Below are 18,771 nucleotides of genomic sequence, written 5' to 3'. Positions count from 1 at the left end.
ACGAGATGCTGGCCCCAAATTACTGCTTAGGAGAAGATCATGGGTTTGTTTTCTAAACTTTTTGGCGAAAAAACAGATAGCGCTGGGACAATTGATATCGTAGCGCCTCTGTCAGGCGAAATCGTGAACATTGAAGACGTACCAGATGTGGTGTTTGCAGAAAAAATCGTGGGTGACGGTATTGCGATCAAACCAAGCGGCAACAAAATGGTTGCTCCGGTTGACGGAACTATCGGCAAGATTTTCGAAACCAACCACGCCTTTTCAATCGAATCAGATAACGGCATTGAGCTTTTTGTTCACTTTGGTATTGATACCGTTGAACTGAAAGGCGAAGGCTTCAAACGTATCGCTGAAGAAGGTCAGAAGGTTAAAAAAGGCGACGTGGTTATTGAGTTCGATCTGGCGCTGCTGGAAGAGAAAGCGAAATCAACCTTGACGCCTGTTGTCATCTCCAACATGGATGAAATCAAAGATCTGACGAAGCTTTCTGGTCAGGTCATTGTGGGTGAAACCCCTGTGATTCGCATCAGGAAGTAAACGAAAAACGGCACCTGAGGGTGCCGTTTTTTTATGTTCGTTTTCCGCGTTAATCCGGCTGCCAGCGCGGCAAACGCAGCGTGAGCTCCAGCCCGCCTTCCGGTCGGTTAACGGCGTGCACTTCCCCATGATGCGCCAACACCACTTTACGTACGATAGCCAACCCCAGCCCGTAACCTTTACCCATCAGCGGAGAATTCACGCGTACAAACGGGTCAAAGATACTGGAAAGTTTGGTTTCTTCCACACCCGGCCCCTGGTCACGTACGTGAATAGCCAGCCACTGCGATTCCACCTTCAGGCTCACATGAATACGTTGTCCCGGCAGCGAGAAGCGCAGGGCATTACGTAATACGTTTTCAATGCCACGGCGGCACAGTTCCGCATTACCACGCACCGTATGATCGGCGCGCTCATCAACGTCATACACGACATCCACACCGGGGATCTGCGCTTCATAACGTAAGTCTGTCACCACCGCCTCCAGCAATCCCGCAAGGTCAAAATAGTGTTCTCCCGGCATGCTTTCGTGTTCTGCACGCGCCAGAGTCAACAGCTCGCCGATCATCTTATCAAGTCGTTGCGCTTCTTCGTCAATGCGATCCAGTGAGGTACTGACATTCTCTGGCCTTTGACGTGCCAGCCCGGTGGCCAACTGCAGGCGAGCAAGCGGTGAGCGCAGTTCGTGAGAGATATCATGAAGCAGCGCCTCACGCGCCTTCACCAGCGTATCCAGCCGCTCTACCATGGCATCGAATGCCTGAGCCACGCTCGACAGCTCATCGTGGCGTTTACGCAGTGCCGGATAAAGCCGGACGCGTAAATCCCCATTAGCCACGCGCGAAAACCCTTCGCGTAGCTGTCGCATTGGCCGGGTCAGGTTCCAGGCCAATAGCAAACTGAACAGCAGCCCTACCGAGCCAGCAAAAATAAACATGGGTTCAGGTATGTTCAGAAAGTTGTGTGGTCGCCCTTCCCGACTCAGCTCACGCATTCCTCTGAGGTCGTACATCAGTTCATAATCGTTGCCGTCTGCACCCTTTACCTGACGCACCAACCGATTGGGGAAAAACGATTTATCAGTGGTATCGGAAACAGGCGGCGGCGCGCTGACGGCGGGCTGAAGGTCATCAACAGGACTTATGCTGAGGAACTGGCGTTCCTGAGGCGTCCACTCTGCTGTCATCACCTTGAGTGCGGCTGGCCCTTCACGTTCCAGCACGGACGTGGCTGATGCCATTAACACATCCGCCAGACGCTGTGTTACCTGAAGTTCAGGCGGATGGTGGCGGGTTCCGGAAAGTGAAAACCCCAGCCAGATAAGCTGGCTGATGATGAAAAATACCAGCCAAAAGCCCAGCAGGATTTTCCAGAACATGCGTCCGCGATAGCTGTGACTCATCGAATGCGATAGCCAATGCTGCGAACGGTTTCAATCGTAATGCTCTCCGCCGTGAGCGCACTGAGCTTCTGACGAATATTACTGATGTGAACATCCACGCTGCGATCGTAAGCTTCGCGCGGTCGGCCCAGACCTTTTTCTGACAGTTCGTCTTTCGTCACTACCCGATCGGGTGAACGCAGCAGCAAATCGAGCAGGTTAAATTCTGAGGCGGTCAGGTCAAACGTTTTGCCCTTCCACTCCGTAATCCGCCTGGCAGAGTTAAGGGTGAGCTCGCCCCACTGCAGTATCTCTTTTTTGTCCTGCTGCGGTGCAAGCTCCTCAACCCGGCGCAGGACCGCGCGCAAACGCGCAACCAGTTCACGGGGATAACAGGGTTTGGGCATATAGTCATCCGCGCCCATTTCCAGCCCGATGACCCGATCAATATTATCGCCTTTGGCGGTCAGCATAATTACCGGCAGGCGGCTTTGCTGACGTACCTGGCGCAGCACGTCGGTGCCGCTCATATCGGGCAACATAATATCCAGTATCATGGCGCTAAACTCCCCCGACAGCGCTCCCTGAACCCCGGCACTGCCGGTTAACACCAGCTGAGCGTCAAAACCTTCTGTTATCAGGTATTGGCTTAACATGGTGCCTAACTCTACGTCGTCATCTACCAGCAAGATTTTCATTGTTATCTCTCATGCGTAACTGGCGCTATTTTGAACCGAGCCAACGTAATGCGCAGCCGGTTTTACGCGATCCTTACAGATGCGACTAAGCATAGTGCCAACACCGGTAAATAAAAAAGGCTTATGCGCCCTGGTGGGCAACACACGCCTTTTTTAACGCATCGGTATTGAGGAGGACGCTACTGATAAATTCCGGTTGAGAGATAGCGATCGCCCCGGTCGCAGACGATAGCCACCACCACACTCCCCGGATTCGCCCGGGCGATGCGCAGTGCGCCAGCAACCGAACCGCCGGAACTGACGCCGCAGAAGATGCCTTCACGTCGCGCTAACGCGCGCATGGTTTCTTCGGCTTCCTGCTGTCCCATATCAATGATGTCATCCACCAACTCAGGGCGATAAATGCCCGGCATGTAAGCCTGGGGCCAGCGGCGGATGCCGGGAATGCTGCTGCCTTCGGTAGGCTGCAGGCCAATCACTTTAACGCCGGTCTGGTGATCCTTTAAAAACCGGCCTACGCCAGTAATGGTTCCCGTGGTACCCATGCTGGAAACAAAGTGGGTCATTCGCTGTTTCGACTGCTGCCACAGCTCAGGCCCGGTGGTTTGGTAATGGCCGAGCGGGTTATCCGGGTTATTGAACTGGTCCAGTACCCTTCCTTCGCCCCGTGCCGCCATCTCCTGAGCCCGATCGCGTGCGCCTTCCATCCCCTGCTCGCGGCTAATCAGCACCAGCTCTGCGCCGTAGGCGCGCATCGCATCCTGCCGCTCCTGACTCATGTTGTCGGGCATCAGCAGCCGCAGCCGATACCCCTTCATCGCGGCAATCATCGCCAGCGCAATGCCGGTATTGCCACTGGTGGCTTCGATCAACTGGTCGCCCGGCGTAATGTCGCCGCGCAACTCGGCCTGGTGGATCATCGACCAGGCGGCCCGATCTTTCACTGAACCGGCAGGGTTATTGCCTTCCAGCTTAAGCCAGACTTCACTGCCGTTGTCAGGCGCCAGGCGCTGTAATCTGATGAGCGGCGTATTGCCGATGGTGTCTTCCAGAGTGGTCACGATGCATTTCCTGGCAAAACCCTCTCCGCCCTGATCCAGGCCACAGCCCGGGTTATCGCGGTATTCAGGTCATTAAAAAGGCGGGACACTGTCCCGCCCTGCGTGAAAAAAGAAAATATCAGGCGCTGTGTGCAAAGGCAACCGCCCGTAACGGTGTCGCGCCCTGGTACAGTCGGGCCTGCTGCAGCCCCACGAACAGGCGCTCGCCGCGCAACGGCGCGGTCTGTTCACCGTCAAAGACCAGCGAGAAGGGCTCGCTCTGCCATCCCGTTGGCTGCACCACCAGCTGCCAGAAGTGACCACGAGGACTGACTTCTAAGACCTGAACGGGCAGCGGCGTTTCCAGGCTACTTCTGCGCGAAACGTCGATTTCCCACGGGCGCAGGAACAGATCGACCGCGCCCTGATGTGCAGAGGTATAGCCTAACGGCCAGTGGTGCGCCCCGACATGGAACTGAGAACCATGCACTTCACCGTCGAAGCGGTTAACCTCACCCAGGAATTCCAGCACGAAGCGCGTGGCGGGATCGCGCCAGACTTCATCCGGCGTCCCCACCTGTTCGATGCTGCCCTGGCTCATCACCACCACGCGATCGGCCACTTCCATCGCCTCTTCCTGATCGTGGGTGACGAACACGCTGGTGAACTTCAATTCTTCGTGCAGCTGACGTAACCAACGGCGCAGCTCTTTACGCACCTGAGCGTCCAGCGCACCAAAGGGCTCATCCAGCAACAGGATTTGCGGTTCCACGGCCAGGGCTCTTGCCAGCGCGACGCGCTGCTTCTGCCCCCCCGAAAGCTGGGCCGGGAAACGGTTCGCCAGATGGGAAAGCTGCACCATCTCCAGCAGGCGCGTGACGCGTTTTTTAATTTCCGCACTGGACGGACGCTCACGGCGCGGCAGCACGGTCAGGCCAAAGGCAATATTGTCGAAGACCGTCATATGACGGAACAGCGCATAGTGCTGGAAGACAAATCCGACCTGGCGATCGCGGGCGTGCAGGCGGCTGACATCGTGGTCGTGAAAACGAATCTGACCGCTGTTCTGATGTTCCAGTCCAGCAATGATGCGCAGCAGCGTGGTTTTACCGGAACCGGACGGCCCCAGTAAGGCCACCATCTGGCCAGAAGGAATATCCAGTGAGATATCGTTCAGCACCGCTGTGCGACCAAAGGATTTGTTGATCTGGTTAATCTCAATGCTCATGATTGTCCTCCAGTTGCAGGCGTTTGTGCTGTTGCTCTAAACGCCATTGCACAATGCTTTTCAGAAACAGCGTCACGATTGCCATCACGGTCAGTAAGGCTGCGGCAGTAAAGGCGCCCACCGTGTTGTAATCCTGATGCAGTAATTCAACCTGAAGCGGTAAGGTGTAGGTTTCACCGCGAATAGAACCCGAAACCACGGAAACCGCGCCAAACTCACCAATCGCGCGGGCGTTGGTCAGCACGACGCCATACAGCATGGCCCAGCGAATATTCGGCAGCGTCACGCGACGGAACATCTGCCAGCCCGAGGCACCTAACAGCACCGCGGCTTCATCTTCATGACTGCCCTGGCTCAGCATCACCGGCACCAGTTCGCGCACCACAAACGGACAGGTAACGAAGACGGTGACCAGCACCATGCCAGGCCAGGAGAACATCACCTGAATATTATGGGCATCCAGCCAGCCGCCCGCCGGGCCGTTAATGCCCCAGAACAGGAGATACATCAGACCGGCGACCACAGGCGATACCGCAAAGGGAATATCGAACAGCGTCAAAAGCAACTGACGTCCCGGAAAGGTAAAGCGTGTCACCAGCCAGGCCAGCAGCGTGCCGAACACTAAATTCACCGGCACGGTAATCAATGCGACCAGCACCGTGAGCCATATGGCATGGAGCATGTCGCTGTCGGTCAGATTGCTTAAGGTGATGCCCAGTCCTTTATGCAGGGCCTCCCAGAAGATGGACACCATCGGCACGACCAGCAGCAGCAAGGATATCAGCGCACCAATACCAATAAGCAGCCACTTGGCCCAGTTAACAGGCTGGCGGTCGGCATGATTGAGTTGCGAAATCTCTGCCATTAATGGCCTCCCAGACGACGACCAAAGCGGCTTTGTAAAGTGTTGATAGCGAAAAGTAACAGCAGCGATGCCGCCAGAATGACCGAGGCAATGGCGCTGGCTGCCGGATAGTCAAACTCCTGCAGGCGCACGAAGATCATCAGCGAGGTCACTTCGGTTTTCCAGGCGATGTTGCCGGCAATAAAGATTACCGCACCAAACTCGCCCAGGCTGCGGGTAAACGACAGCGCGGTGCCCGCGAGTAAGGCCGGTGCCACTTCAGGCAGAACGACCCGGCGGAAGCTCTGCCAGGGCGTGGCGCCCAGCGTTTGAGCCGCTTCCTCATATTCAGGCCCCAGCTCTTCCAGCACCGGCTGCACGGTACGCACCACAAACGGAATACTGGTGAAGGCCATCGCGAGCGCGATACCGATCCAGGTATAGGAGATCTTGATATCAAAATGCGCGAACCACTGTCCATACCAGCCGTTCACGGAAAACAGACCGGCCAGCGTCAGGCCAGCAACCGCGGTCGGCAGCGCAAACGGCAGATCCATCAGACCATCGAGCAGCGTGCGGCCCGGAAAACGGTAACGCGTTAAGATCCACGCCATTAACATGCCGAATACGGCATTAAACAGTGAGGCCACACCGGCCGACAGCAGCGTGACCTTATAGGCTGCGATGAGCTGCGGATTGGTGACCACGTCCCAGTATTGCTGCAACGTCATCTGCGACAGCTGCATAATCAGTGCGCTGATTGGCAGCAGCAGCACCAGACAGGTAAAGAGCAGGCTGGTGCCCAGGCTGAGACCGAAACCGGGCAGGACGCGTTTTTGGCTGGCTGCAAACATGATCACCGCCCCGCCGCTAATAACTGGTCTAGCTCGCCACCGCTGGCGAAATGGGTTTTCATCACGTTATCCCAGCCGCCAAAAATGTCTTCAACACGAAACAGGTTCGTGGCAGGAAAACGGGCTTTTTGCTGCGCCATTAACTGCGGATTGTTCACGCGGTAATAGAAATCCGTAATAATTTTCTGCGCCGCAGGAGAATACAGCCAGGTCAGATAGGCTTTCGCTGCATCGGCTGTTTTATTCTGCTCGACGTTTTTATCTACCCAGGCAACAGGAAACTCCGCGAGAATATCGGTTTTAGGCACCACGACTTCGTAGTCGTCTTTGCCGTACTGGTTGCGGATGTTATTCACTTCAGACTCAAAACTGATCAACACATCGCCCAGACCGCGTTCAGCAAAGGTGGTCGTAGCACCTCGGCCACCGGTATCGAAGACTTCAACATTTTTCAGAAATTTTGTCATAAAAGCGCGGGTTTTAGCCTGATCGCCCCCGTCAGCGTTGCTGGCGGCGCCCCAGGCAGCAAGATAGGTATAACGTCCGTTGCCCGAGGTTTTGGGATTAGGAAAAATCAGCTTCACATCGTCACGGGTTAAATCGGACCAGTCGTGAATCTGCTTTGGGTTTCCCTTGCGCACCAGGAACGCCATGGTGGAGTAAAACGGCGAACTGTTATTCGGCAGGCGGGTTTGCCAGTCGGCAGGGATCAGTTTGCCTTTATCGTGCAGCACCTGCACATCGGTGACCTGGTTATAGGTCACCACATCGGCACGCAGGCCTTGCAGGATCGCCAGCGCCTGTTTGGATGACCCGGCATGGGACATCTTAATGGTCAGCTTGTCGTCAGGATGGCTGGCATCCCACTGGCTGACAAAAGGCGCATTCAGGGCGACAAATAATTCACGTGCGACATCGTAAGAGCTGTTCAACAGCTCGGTCGCGTTTGCGGCACCGGCCAGACTCAGCGACAGTGCGAGTCCGCTCACGATTTTTTTCATCGCTGGTAAGGTCATGGTTCACCCTGAGGAAATTTGATGCAGATCTCATCTGCAGATACAGCAGTTTATTTATAACTCAGCGTAAACCCGTAACGGTTTTATATATCGTTTGCTGATTTCAAAGTCGAAAAAGGCATAAGGCGGCGGGAAAAGAAAGACGAAAAACAGAATTGGACGCGCAGGGCCGGTTATGCCCTGCGGTTGAGCGGTGTGAAAAAAGACTTAGCGCTGCCAGACAATTTTGCTGAGCGTCCAGCTCTTGAGTGTGTCATCCGACGGCATCAACCCTTCTGGCCCGTGCCAGGTTCCGCTGTAGACATAGCGAAGATGCTGACTGTTGGGCGCGCGGCACTCCACGTCACGGGTGTCCAGTCCGCTCGCCAGCACGCAGTTGTTGAAGGCTTTGTCGAATTTGGCGCTGAACGCGTCACCGATTTTGCTGCCATCGGCGCTGGCGATACGGCTGTCCAGCACCTCAATGCGATCGACCTGCGTCTGACCATAAATCACCAGCATCACTTTGCCGTCATCCATAGCCTGCCAGAACGACACCACCTGGCCGTTATGGCCGCGCATGCCCTGACGCAGATCGTACTTGCCTTTCAACCCCTCTTTTATGGCGGCTTCGGTCATGGTCGTTGAGCCATTGATGCCGCCCACGCCCTGCTCTGTGGCCGTAAGCGAGGAACCAAACCAGTTCCACGGCAGCGCGGCAGACCAGTGATAGCTCAGTGGATTCCACCAGCTTACCTGCTGGCTGCTGTTAGCATCAGTACCGGAGGAACTGGCACACCCACTGACCAGCATGGCCACAGTCAGTAACGTGTAACGAACAGCTTTCATGAAAACTCCTGTTAATAAAAGAACATTAAGGCAGAACTGATTGGAGTCGCAAAGCGGCAAAAAGTTTATTCAGCATGCGGTTGGGGTAAAAAGCAGGCGCGAAGCCGAACGCTGCTGAATAACCAGAGCAGCGCGAGCAGATCGAATAGCGTCAGTAACAGGGGAAGCGGTGAACTGAGGAAGTCCGCCAGATACAGCTGTGCGCCTTGCCAAATCAGGTTAATTGCTACGGAAAGCATCAACACCTGACGCCAGCTGCGCCACACTCGGGGCAAACGCGAACGATAGCCGGTCAGCAGCAGGCCCGCCAGCGCCGGTAAGCCAAGCGCCAGCCCTACCCAGAAGGCCTGGCGATCGGGATAAAAGAGCGCCAGAAGATCGTTTCCCTGCTGGCGTGAGGCGCCAGCCATGATCAGCAACAGCCAGGTACGCGACTGCAGCAGCAGAATCAGCCAAAAAAGAAACGGCAGACGCAGCTGACCTTTATCGTCGTACTCTTCAGGCGGCCAGACGGAATTAATATTCACGGTCTTCGATTAAACGTTTACCCAGCAACACCACATCGACCGTTTCATAGTCGAGTTTTTCATAGAAGGCGACGACCTGATCGTTTTCTTCACGTACCATCAAATGGATTTTTGGGCAGCCGCGCGCAATGAGTTTTTTTTCAAGCCGGTTCATCAAGGCATTGGCAAAACCACGCCCCTGATAATCAGGATGCACGGCCAGATAGTAGGCCGCCCCGCGATGCCCGTCGTAGCCGCCCATGACCGTTCCGACAACTTCACCGCCCACTTCAGCCACCAGAAAAAGATCGGCGTCGTGATGCATTTTACGTTCGATATCCAGTTCCGGATCGTTCCACGGGCGTAACAAATCACAGCGTTCCCAGAGCGTGATTACTTCTTCAAAGTCTTCCTGGCGGAAGGTGCGGATTTCCATCTTCTTTTCCTGCTATTTACCACAATTTGCTGATTATCACGCTTTCTTCGTCGGGCGCAACCCTCCCCACTGGCGGCAACGTTAAAAAAAAGGGATTTGGCTGTTAGTGGGCTGAAATACAAAGTAATAACCTGAAATGCTTGAAAGATCGCCTTGGCGCTAACGTTACACTATAACACTTTGCATGATTGTTGCTTATGGACCTGCACATGCATTTGCTTAAACGTTTGATTCACCGCCGCCAGCTTCTGCTGTCAGGACTGGCGCTGGCTGTTTTGTCCCCGCGCGCCGTACAGGCGAAAGAACAGCAGGCTTCGCTCTCTTCCCGTCACTCCTCACCCAAGCCACCCGCCAGTAACGGTAAACGCATTGTGATGATCGATCCGGGGCACGGCGGGATTGATTCGGGTGCGGTGGGCGAAGAAGGCGCGGAAGAGAAACATATCGTCCTGGAAATTGCCAATAACGTGCGCCGTGAGCTGCAGTCCCATCCCCGCATTGAAGTGCGGCTGACGCGCGACAGCGATCACTTTATTCCGCTTTATCAGCGCGTGGAAATTGCCCATCAGCATGGCGCGAATCTGTTTATGTCCATCCATGCCGATGGCTACACCAGCCCCGATGCCAACGGCGCCTCAGTCTTCGCCCTGTCCAACCGCGGTGCCAGCAGTAGCATGGCGCGCTATCTGTCGAACAGAGAGAACGATGCCGACAAGGTCGGTGGCGCAAAGGTGGAAGCGCAGGATCACTATCTGCAGCAGATCCTCTTTGACCTGGTGCAAACGGATACCATTAAGAACAGCCTGACGCTGGGTAAACATGTGCTGGATCAGATCCGGCCGGTGCACCACCTTCACAGTCAGCACACCGAACAGGCCGCTTTTGCCGTATTAAAATCCCCGTCGATTCCCTCGGTACTGGTGGAAACCTCGTTTATCACCAACCCACGGGAAGAGCAGCTATTGGGCACCAGCGCGTTTCGTCAAAAAATCGCGTCGGCTATCGCCACGGGAATAATCAACTACTTTGATGAGTACGATCGCCGAATGTCATAATGAATCAGCTATAATCACGTCCAATTTTTACCAAGAGAAGCTCATCACATGCCAGATATCTCCCGTGTAAAAACGTTCCTGTTGGATTTGCAGGATGAGATTTGTCGCAAGCTGACCGCCGAAGACGGCGGTGCCCATTTTATTGAAGACAGCTGGCAGCGCCCCGGCGGCGGCGGCGGACGAAGCCGCGTGCTGCGTGATGGCGCCGTCTTTGAACAGGCCGGCGTCAACTTTTCGCACGTTCATGGCGATCAGATGCCCGCGTCCGCTACCGCGCATCGGCCTGAACTGGCCGGGTGCAGTTTTGAAGCCATGGGCGTGTCGCTGGTGATTCATCCGCACAATCCCTATGTGCCGACCAGCCATGCCAACGTCCGTTTCTTTATTGCCGAAAAACCGGGTGCCGAGCCTATCTGGTGGTTTGGTGGCGGCTTCGATATGACACCGTTTTACGGTTTCGAAGAGGATGCGCTGCACTGGCATCAGACGGCTTTTGATCTCTGCCAGCCTTTTGGCGAGGACGTGTACCCGCGCTTTAAAAAGTGGTGCGACGACTATTTCTACCTAAAACACCGTGACGAGCAGCGCGGGATTGGTGGGCTATTCTTCGATGATGTTCATCTGCCTGGCTTTGAAAAAAGCTTCGCGCTGATTCAGGCGGTGGGCCGGGGATTCCTGGACGCCTATCAGCCTATCGTGGCACGCCGCAAGTCGTTGCCGTTTGGCGAGCGTGAACGTCAGTTTCAGCTCTATCGTCGTGGTCGCTACGTGGAATTTAATCTGGTGTGGGATCGCGGCACGCTGTTTGGCCTGCAAACCGGAGGCAGAACGGAATCGATACTGATGTCTCTGCCGCCTCTGGTACGCTGGGAATATGATTATCATCCTGAGCCGGATTCGCCAGAGGCCGCGCTCTACCGCGATTTTCTGCCGGTGAAGAACTGGCTTAACCTGCCCGAGTGACGTCCGTCTTCCTGCCCCGCGTAACGGGCAGGAAGACAAAGTTAACAGCGCTTTCATGCGCGAAGGTGAAAATTGGGGCTGCATCCGGCCCCGTTGTGTTACAGCGGCTGGGTTTGTGCTTCTACCACCGCCAGCGCCACCATATTAACGATGCGCCGCACGGAGGCGATACGGGTGAGTACGTGCACCGGTTTGGTCATCCCCATCAGCACCGGCCCCACCGTCACGCCGTCAGCGTGCGAGACGCGCAGCAGGTTGTAGCTGATTCGTGCCGCCTCCACGTTGGGCATAATCAACAGGTTGGCGCTGCCTTTCAGCGGGCTGTCGGGCATGATCTCCCGACGAATGCTCTCTACCAGTGCCGCATCGCCGTGCATCTCGCCGTCAATTTCCAGCTCAGGTGCGCGCTGCTGCACCAGCGCCAGTACGTCACGCATTTTTCGAGCGCCAGGAGAATTTGAGGTGCCAAAGCTGGAGTGCGACAGCAGGGCAACCCGCGGTTCAATACCAAATCGCCGCACGGTTTCGGCCGCCATTAACGTAATGTCCGCTAACTGCTCGGGTGTGGGATCTTCATTTACGTAGGTATCCGCAATAAAGGTGTTGCCGTGCGGCAGCAGCAAGGCATTCATGGCCCCTGCCACTTTCACATCGGAACGCAGGCCCAGCACTTTCTCCACAATCTCGTAGTGCTCGTTGTAATCCCCGATGGTGCCGCAGATGAGCGCATCCGCTTCACCGCGATAGACCATGATGGCCCCAATGAGCGTCGGATTACCGATCACCGCGCGCTGTGCCTGCTCGGGCGTTACGCCGCGCCGCTTCATCATCTGGTAATACTCGTTCCAGTATGCTTTAAAACGGGGATCGGATTCGTTGTTGACGATTTCGAAATCCTTTCCGGCTTCGATCTTCAGCCCCTGCTTTTCAAGGCGCATCGCGATAACGTTCGGGCGGCCTATCAAAACAGGTTTTGCCAGCCCCAACGACACTAATTCCTGCGTCGCATGCAGCACCCGAACCTCTTCCCCCTCTGCCAGCACCACGCGCTTCGGCGCTTTGCGCGCCTGAGAGAAAATCGGTTTCATAAACAGATTGGTTTTATAGACGAATTCCGTGAGCTTCTCGCGATAGGCGTCGAAGTCGCTAATGGGCCGGGTCGCCACACCGGAATCCATCGCCGCTTTCGCCACCGCCGGGGCGATCTGCACAATTAACCGGGGATCGAAGGGTTTGGGGATCAGATATTCCGGGCCAAAACTCAGGTCCTGATCGCTATAGGCCGAAGCCACCACATCGCTCTGCTCCGCCTGCGCCAGCTCGGCTATCGCGTGCACCGCCGCCAGCTTCATCTCTTCATTGATGGCCGTTGCGCCAACATCCAGCGCTCCCCGAAAGATAAACGGAAAGCACAGGACGTTATTCACCTGATTAGGATAGTCAGAACGGCCGGTGCAGATAATGGCGTCGGGCCGCACGGCCTTAGCGAGCGGCGGCAGAATTTCTGGCTGCGGATTCGCCAGCGCCAGAATTAGCGGATCGCTGCCCATGGTTTTGACCATGTCAGGCGTCAGGACGTCCGGGCCAGAGCAGCCCAGGAAAATGTCGGCGCCCTCAATAACCTCGGCCAGCGTACGTTTTCCCTGATCCTCAACCGCATAGTCGGCCTTGGTCTCCGCCATATTGGGCTCGCGCCCACGATAGATCAGCCCTTTTGAATCGCACACCTGAATATTGTGCTTCTGCAAACCCAACGCGACCAGCAGATTCATGCAGGCAATCGCCGAGGCGCCCGCGCCGGAGACCACCAGCCGCACGTCGGAAATCGCCTTCTTGATAATACGCAACCCGTTTAACACCGCCGCCGTGCAGATAATCGCCGTGCCGTGCTGATCGTCGTGGAACACCGGGATTTTCATGCGTTGCCGTAGCTGCTGCTCAATGTAGAAACACTCTGGCGCTTTGATATCTTCCAGGTTGATACCGCCGAAGGTGGGTTCCAGCGCCGCGACGATCTCGATCAGCTTATCGGGATCGTGCTCATCGACCTCAATATCAAAGACGTCAATACCGGCAAACTTCTTAAATAAAACGCCCTTGCCTTCCATCACCGGCTTACCGGCCAGCGCACCAATGTTGCCCAAGCCCAGCACCGCCGTGCCGTTAGAAATAACCGCCACCAGATTACCGCGTGCGGTGTATTTATGGGCGGCCAGGGGATCGGCGGCAATTTCTAAGCAGGGTGCGGCGACGCCGGGTGAATAGGCCAGGGCCAGATCGCGCTGAGTGGCCAGCGGTTTAGTGGGCGAGACCTGAATCTTGCCGGGAGTGGGATACTGGTGAAAATCGAGCGCACTTTGCTTCAGTTGGTCATCCATTTGACATCCTTCTTCGCCAGGTAAGTGAACGCCCAGTATAGAAAGCAGACAACCGCAAAGCGGTGAGGCGCTTCAAAGAACCTCATTTCTTAAGGCACAGATTGTTACAGTCTGGTCTGCGTCATTTGTCATGGCTGCTATTCTTAATAACCGGGCAGTCGTTATCCGCTGAAATGTCATCTCGGATGATTGCGCGCTACCCTCATCGCACAACATTCAGAGAAAACGCATTTTCACTGCACCCAGTCTGTTGCAAGGTGGTGAGTCGGCGTTACTGCGACCGGTAATGTCTGCACTGATTAGGGCACGAGGCCAGAGGTGTTCCCTTTCGTTACAACGTTTTTTTCAAGGAGTGTAGAAATGAACCAGCTTGAAGCCCTTAAACAGTTCACTACCGTGGTGGCTGACAGTGGCGATATCGAATCGATTCGAAATTATCACCCACAAGATGCGACCACCAACCCCTCGCTTATTCTGAAAGCATCTGCTCTCCAGCCTTACAAACACCTGATTGATGACGCCATCGACTATGCGAAAAAGCAGGGCGGCAGCAAAGAGACGCAGATCATCAACGCCAGCGACAAAGTGGCAATCAATCTCGGTATGGAAATCCTGAAAAGCATACCGGGCCGTGTTTCGACCGAAGTGGATGCGCGCCTCTCCTTCGATCGTGGCATGTGCGTCACGAAAGCGGAAAAGCTGGTTCGCATGTATGAAGAACACGGCATTGACCGCTCACGCATCCTGATCAAACTGGCTTCCACCTGGGAAGGCATTAAGGCGGCTGAAGAACTGGAAAAAAATGGTATCCAGTGCAACCTGACCTTGCTGTTCTCCTTCGCGCAGGCCCGTGCCTGTGCCGAAGCCGGTGTTTACCTGATTTCACCTTTTGTGGGCCGTATTTACGACTGGTACAACACCCGCAAACCGATGGACCCGTATCACGTGGATGAAGATCCCGGCGTGAAATCCGTACGCCGCATTTACGATTACTACAAGAAGCACCGCTATGACACCATCATCATGGGCGCCAGCTTCCGTAAAGTTGAGCAGGTGCTTGCCCTGGCCGGTTGTGACCGCCTGACGCTTTCGCCTAACCTGCTGGAAGAGTTGCAAAACAGTGAGGAGCCCGTAGAGCGCAAGCTCGAACCCTCAACCGAATGTTTCCACCAGCCTTCCCCGCTGTCCGAAGCCGAATTCCGTTGGGAACATAATCAGGACCCGATGGCGGTAGAGAAACTGGCAGACGGTATTCGTCAGTTCGCCGTTGACCAGCAAAAACTGGAAGATGTGCTGGCAGCGCGCCTGTAGTTTTCCCCCTCTTTTACCGGGCGGGAGCACTCCCGCCCTGATGCTTAACAAGGGAGACCCTTTATGTCCTCACGCAGAGAGTTGGCTAATGCGATTCGCGCATTAAGTATGGATGCGGTACAAAAAGCAAAATCAGGTCATCCTGGTGCGCCAATGGGCATGGCTGATATCGCCGAAGTCCTGTGGCGCGATTTCCTCCAGCACAACCCAACCAACCCCGCCTGGCTGGATCGTGACCGCTTTATCCTTTCAAATGGCCACGGCTCCATGCTGCTGTACAGTCTGTTGCACCTGACCGGATACGATCTGCCGATTGAAGAACTGAAAAACTTCCGCCAGCTCCACTCTAAAACGCCGGGCCACCCGGAAATTGGCTATACGCCAGGCGTGGAAACGACCACAGGTCCGCTGGGCCAGGGCCTGGCGAATGCCGTTGGTCTGGCGATTGCTGAGCGCACGCTGGCGGCCCAGTTTAACCGTCCCGATCACGATATCGTCGATCACTTCACCTATGTTTTCATGGGCGACGGTTGTCTGATGGAAGGCATTTCTCATGAAGTCTGCTCGCTGGCCGGTACGCTCGGACTGGGCAAACTGATTGGCTTCTACGATCACAACGGTATTTCTATTGATGGTGAAACCGAAGGCTGGTTTACCGACGATACGCACAAACGCTTTGAAGCCTATAACTGGCACGTTGTGGGTGAAATCGACGGTCATGACGCCGATGCGGTTAAAGCCGCGATTCAGGAAGCGCAGAGCGTCACCGACAAGCCGTCACTGATCATCTGCCGTACGGTCATTGGCTTCGGCTCACCGAATAAAGCCGGTAAAGAAGAAGCCCACGGCGCGGCGTTAGGCGAAGAAGAAGTGGCGCTGACCCGTAAGCAACTGGGCTGGAACTATCCGGCGTTTGAGATCCCCAAAGAGATTTACCAGCAGTGGGATGCCAAACAGGCCGGCGCTGAGCGCGAAAAAGCCTGGAACAACAAACTGGCGGCCTATAAGCAGGCTTATCCAGAGCTGGCGGCCGAGTACGAGCGCCGCATGAACGGCGGCATGCCGGCAAACTGGGAAGCGGAAACCGCGAAGTTTATTGCCGAGCTGCAGGCCAATCCGCAAAAAATTGCCAGCCGCAAGGCCTCGCAGAATGCCCTGGAAGCCTATGGCAAACTGCTGCCAGAGTTTCTGGGCGGTTCTGCCGACCTGGCACCGAGCAACCTCACCATCTGGTCTGGCTCAAAATCCATCAAAGACGATCCGGCCGGAAACTACATCCATTACGGCGTGCGTGAATTTGGCATGACGGCGATCGGTAACGGCATTGCCCACCACGGCGGCTTTGTGCCCTATACCGCCACCTTCCTGATGTTCGTTGAGTACGCCCGTAACGCGGCGCGCATGGCGGCACTCATGAAGGCCCGGCAGATCATGGTGTATACCCATGACTCCATTGGCCTGGGCGAGGACGGCCCAACCCACCAGCCGGTTGAGCAAATTGCCAGCCTGCGCGTGACGCCAAACATGAGCGTATGGCGCCCCTGTGACCAGGTGGAGACGGCAATCGCCTGGCAGGCAGCGATTGAGCGCCACCATGGCCCGACAGCGCTGATCCTGTCGCGTCAGAACCTGGCTCAGCCTGAGCGTACCGCAGAGCAGGTGGCTAACATCAAGCGCGGCGGTTATGTGCTGAAGGAGTGCGACGGCACGCCAGACATCATCCTGATTGCGACCGGCTCCGAGGTAGAAATAACCCTGGGTGCCGCGACGAAGCTGACAACTGGCGGTCACAAGGTGCGCGTGGTTTCACTGCCCTCCACTGACCTGTTTGACGCACAGGATGCCGCTTACCGTGAGTCGGTGCTGCCTTCTGCGGTTAAAGCGCGCGTGGCGGTAGAAGCAGGCATCGCCGACTACTGGTATAAATATGTTGGCCTGGACGGTGCCATTGTGGGCATGACGACCTTCGGCGAGTCGGCGCCGGCCGAGAAGCTGTTTGCTGAATTTGGCTTTACGGTGGAAAACATCGTCAGCCATGCAGAAGCACTGCTGAAACCCGCATAATCTACTTGCTGCTGAGCGACCTGCTGCTTTGCCTCAGGTCGCCTGGCCAACACGACGTGCCAGCCCTGCGCTGGCACGTCGCTTTTCTGAACGCCTGCTTTCGTCTCTCTCAGCCTCTCCCGCTTTCTCAGCCCTACTCCCGGCAAGGGATTCAGGCTATCTCACGCCTGCACCGTTCGGGAGCCATGCTGCTTTGCGAGCGCTTCAGTCGGCGTAACAGGTTTACTTGAGAAAATGGCTCAGTAATAACAACGAAAGCGAAACGTTAATGGCCCCGCCGATGCGCGTGGCGATCTGCGCAAACGGCATCAGGCCCATGCGGTTACCGGCGGTAAGAATCGCCACATCGCCCGTACCGCCCTGCCCACTCTGGCAGCAGGAAACAATGGCAACATCGATGGGATGCATGCCAATCTTTTTCCCGACAAAGAAGCCCGTTGCGACCAGCGCACTGACCGTGCTGATAATCACCAGCAGGTTGGTGAGCGTAAACGCGGTAACCAGAATATGCCAGGGCGTGATGGCGACACCGACGGCAAACAGAACCGGATAGGTTACCGCCGTGCGGAAGAAGCGATAGACCACCTGAGAACCGGCCAGAATACGCGGAGAAACCCCATTCACCAGTTTTACCAGCACGGCCAGGAACAGCATCCCTACCGGCGCAGGCAGTCCTGTCAGCTTCTGCCCTAACATCCCTACCATATAGAGCAGCACCGCCAGCAGCGCCCCGGACGCAATCGCCGTCACGTCAACTTTACCGGAGAAAACGGACTGCAGCGGCTCGGGTTCAACATTGGTCACGTTTGGCATCAGCTGGCCTTCCCCGGTGAGGTGCGGATAACGTTTACCCAGTTGGTTCAGACAGCCGGAGATAATAATGGCGGTCACGCCACCCAGCATAACCATGGGCAGGATGCGGCCCAGCGCCACGCCCTGATCCATATGGAGCAATGCCGCATAGCCGATGGAGAGCGGAATGGCACCTTCACCGACGCCTCCCGCCATAATGGGCAGAATGATGAAAAAGAAAATCTGGAAGGGTTCCAGCCCCAGCGCTAAACCCACGCCCATGCCGACAATCATCCCCACGATTTCACCACAGAGCATGGGGAAAAAGATGCGCAGAAAGCCCTGGATCAGCACCGTGCGGTTCATGCTCATGATGCTGCCAACAATGATGCAGCAAATGTAAAGATAGAGAATATTGGTCGATTTGTAGAATTGCGTCGTGGACGTTACCACGATGTCGGGAAGCAAACCGTAGTACACCAGCGCAGAAGGAATAAAGGTGGCGCAGATAGCCGCTGCCCCTAAACGCCCCACCACGGGCAGGCGTTTGCCAAACTCTCCGCAGGCAAAGCCAAAAAAGGCCAGCGTGGCGACCATGACCACGATATCGCTTTTTAGCGTTCCACTCAGGCAGTCTACCGCAATGAGCGCACCGGCCAGCACAAACAGCGGCAGAGGAATAATCCCGACTTTCCAGTTATCCATAATATGCCACCACTGCTCTTTCAGGGTTTTCCTGCGCGGTGAACGGGTCAGCGTGTCAGACAGAAAAGAATTATCAGGTGAGCTCATTATTATCCTCTTTGCGTCATCGTTTTTTTTCAGGATGCCGGGAAA

Annotated in this window: 17 protein-coding genes; 5 read left to right on the top strand and 12 right to left on the bottom strand. The window is 55.7% G+C overall.

Features of this window, described 5'->3' with window-relative positions; genetic code table 11:
• Positions 1 to 39: 39 nt before the first annotated feature.
• Complete coding sequence (gene crr, locus AAIE03_RS03155) at positions 40 to 540, top strand: PTS glucose transporter subunit IIA (protein ID WP_013026642.1); 501 nt, start codon at positions 40 to 42, stop codon at positions 538 to 540.
• Between the two features lie 49 nt (positions 541 to 589).
• Here crr and AAIE03_RS03150 read toward each other — a convergent pair whose 3' ends face one another.
• From AAIE03_RS03150 to AAIE03_RS03105, 10 genes are all read right to left on the bottom strand, one after another.
• Entirely contained in the window at positions 590 to 1,942 is a 1,353-nt protein-coding gene (locus AAIE03_RS03150; protein WP_228225601.1) for an ATP-binding protein, read from the bottom strand.
• Entirely contained in the window at positions 1,939 to 2,619 is a 681-nt protein-coding gene (locus AAIE03_RS03145) for a response regulator transcription factor (RefSeq protein WP_013026644.1), read from the bottom strand. The genes AAIE03_RS03150 and AAIE03_RS03145 overlap by 4 nt, the downstream gene beginning before the upstream one ends.
• A gap of 179 nt (positions 2,620 to 2,798) precedes the next feature.
• On the bottom strand, positions 2,799 to 3,680 hold the full coding sequence (gene cysM / locus AAIE03_RS03140; RefSeq protein ID WP_028725107.1) for a cysteine synthase CysM: 882 nt from the start codon (positions 3,678 to 3,680) through the stop codon (positions 2,799 to 2,801).
• Between the two features lie 118 nt (positions 3,681 to 3,798).
• The gene (gene cysA / locus AAIE03_RS03135) at positions 3,799 to 4,887 is read right to left on the bottom strand and encodes a sulfate/thiosulfate ABC transporter ATP-binding protein CysA (protein ID WP_013026646.1); all 1,089 of its coding nucleotides are present in this window, start codon (positions 4,885 to 4,887) and stop codon (positions 3,799 to 3,801) included.
• Positions 4,877 to 5,752, bottom strand: a complete 876-nt coding sequence (gene cysW, locus AAIE03_RS03130; protein ID WP_022623469.1) for a sulfate/thiosulfate ABC transporter permease CysW — start codon at positions 5,750 to 5,752, stop codon at positions 4,877 to 4,879. Before cysW ends, cysA begins: the two co-directional genes overlap by 11 nt.
• Complete coding sequence (gene cysT, locus AAIE03_RS03125) at positions 5,752 to 6,585, bottom strand: sulfate/thiosulfate ABC transporter permease CysT (RefSeq protein WP_014594252.1); 834 nt, start codon at positions 6,583 to 6,585, stop codon at positions 5,752 to 5,754. The genes cysW and cysT overlap by 1 nt, the downstream gene beginning before the upstream one ends.
• 2 nt (positions 6,586 to 6,587) lie before the next feature.
• Positions 6,588 to 7,601 (bottom strand): sulfate ABC transporter substrate-binding protein, encoded by a 1,014-nt coding sequence (locus tag AAIE03_RS03120; protein WP_015699780.1) that lies wholly within the window; start codon positions 7,599 to 7,601, stop codon positions 6,588 to 6,590.
• Positions 7,602 to 7,808: 207 nt separating this feature from the next.
• The gene (locus tag AAIE03_RS03115) at positions 7,809 to 8,429 is read right to left on the bottom strand and encodes an RpoE-regulated lipoprotein (RefSeq protein WP_014594254.1); all 621 of its coding nucleotides are present in this window, start codon (positions 8,427 to 8,429) and stop codon (positions 7,809 to 7,811) included.
• Positions 8,430 to 8,494: 65 nt separating this feature from the next.
• The gene (locus AAIE03_RS03110; RefSeq protein ID WP_013026651.1) at positions 8,495 to 8,956 is read right to left on the bottom strand and encodes a DUF2919 family protein; all 462 of its coding nucleotides are present in this window, start codon (positions 8,954 to 8,956) and stop codon (positions 8,495 to 8,497) included.
• A complete protein-coding gene (locus tag AAIE03_RS03105) occupies positions 8,946 to 9,371 on the bottom strand; it encodes a GNAT family acetyltransferase (RefSeq protein WP_006117810.1) in 426 nt (141 codons plus the stop codon). The genes AAIE03_RS03110 and AAIE03_RS03105 overlap by 11 nt, the downstream gene beginning before the upstream one ends.
• A gap of 209 nt (positions 9,372 to 9,580) precedes the next feature.
• Here AAIE03_RS03105 and amiA point away from each other — a divergent pair, with 209 nt between their 5' ends.
• Positions 9,581 to 10,426: an N-acetylmuramoyl-L-alanine amidase AmiA gene (amiA, locus tag AAIE03_RS03100; RefSeq protein ID WP_029568366.1), complete on the top strand. Its 846-nt coding sequence runs from the start codon at positions 9,581 to 9,583 to the stop codon at positions 10,424 to 10,426.
• 48 nt (positions 10,427 to 10,474) lie between these two features.
• Entirely contained in the window at positions 10,475 to 11,389 is a 915-nt protein-coding gene (gene hemF, locus AAIE03_RS03095) for an oxygen-dependent coproporphyrinogen oxidase (protein ID WP_013026653.1), read from the top strand.
• A gap of 98 nt (positions 11,390 to 11,487) precedes the next feature.
• Here the strand turns inward: hemF and maeB are convergent, their stop codons facing one another.
• Positions 11,488 to 13,767, bottom strand: coding sequence for an NADP-dependent oxaloacetate-decarboxylating malate dehydrogenase (gene maeB / locus AAIE03_RS03090; protein ID WP_105082805.1), 2,280 nt, complete (start codon positions 13,765 to 13,767; stop codon positions 11,488 to 11,490).
• A gap of 360 nt (positions 13,768 to 14,127) precedes the next feature.
• Here maeB and tal point away from each other — a divergent pair, with 360 nt between their 5' ends.
• Both tal and tkt read left to right on the top strand, forming a co-directional pair.
• Positions 14,128 to 15,078 (top strand): transaldolase, encoded by a 951-nt coding sequence (tal, locus tag AAIE03_RS03085; protein ID WP_014594257.1) that lies wholly within the window; start codon positions 14,128 to 14,130, stop codon positions 15,076 to 15,078.
• 63 nt (positions 15,079 to 15,141) lie between these two features.
• Positions 15,142 to 17,142, top strand: coding sequence for a transketolase (gene tkt, locus AAIE03_RS03080; RefSeq protein WP_019106053.1), 2,001 nt, complete (start codon positions 15,142 to 15,144; stop codon positions 17,140 to 17,142).
• 222 nt (positions 17,143 to 17,364) lie between these two features.
• On the opposite strand, the gene AAIE03_RS03075 is transcribed toward tkt, so the two are convergent.
• Positions 17,365 to 18,726, bottom strand: a complete 1,362-nt coding sequence (locus AAIE03_RS03075) for a 2-hydroxycarboxylate transporter family protein (protein ID WP_014594259.1) — start codon at positions 18,724 to 18,726, stop codon at positions 17,365 to 17,367.
• Between the last annotated feature and the right edge of the window lie 45 nt (positions 18,727 to 18,771).

The organism is Pantoea sp. Ae19-2, assembly GCF_059801205.1.
The sequence above is the reverse complement of the archived record's forward strand: the minus strand, read 5'-3'. Positions and strand labels throughout refer to the sequence as shown.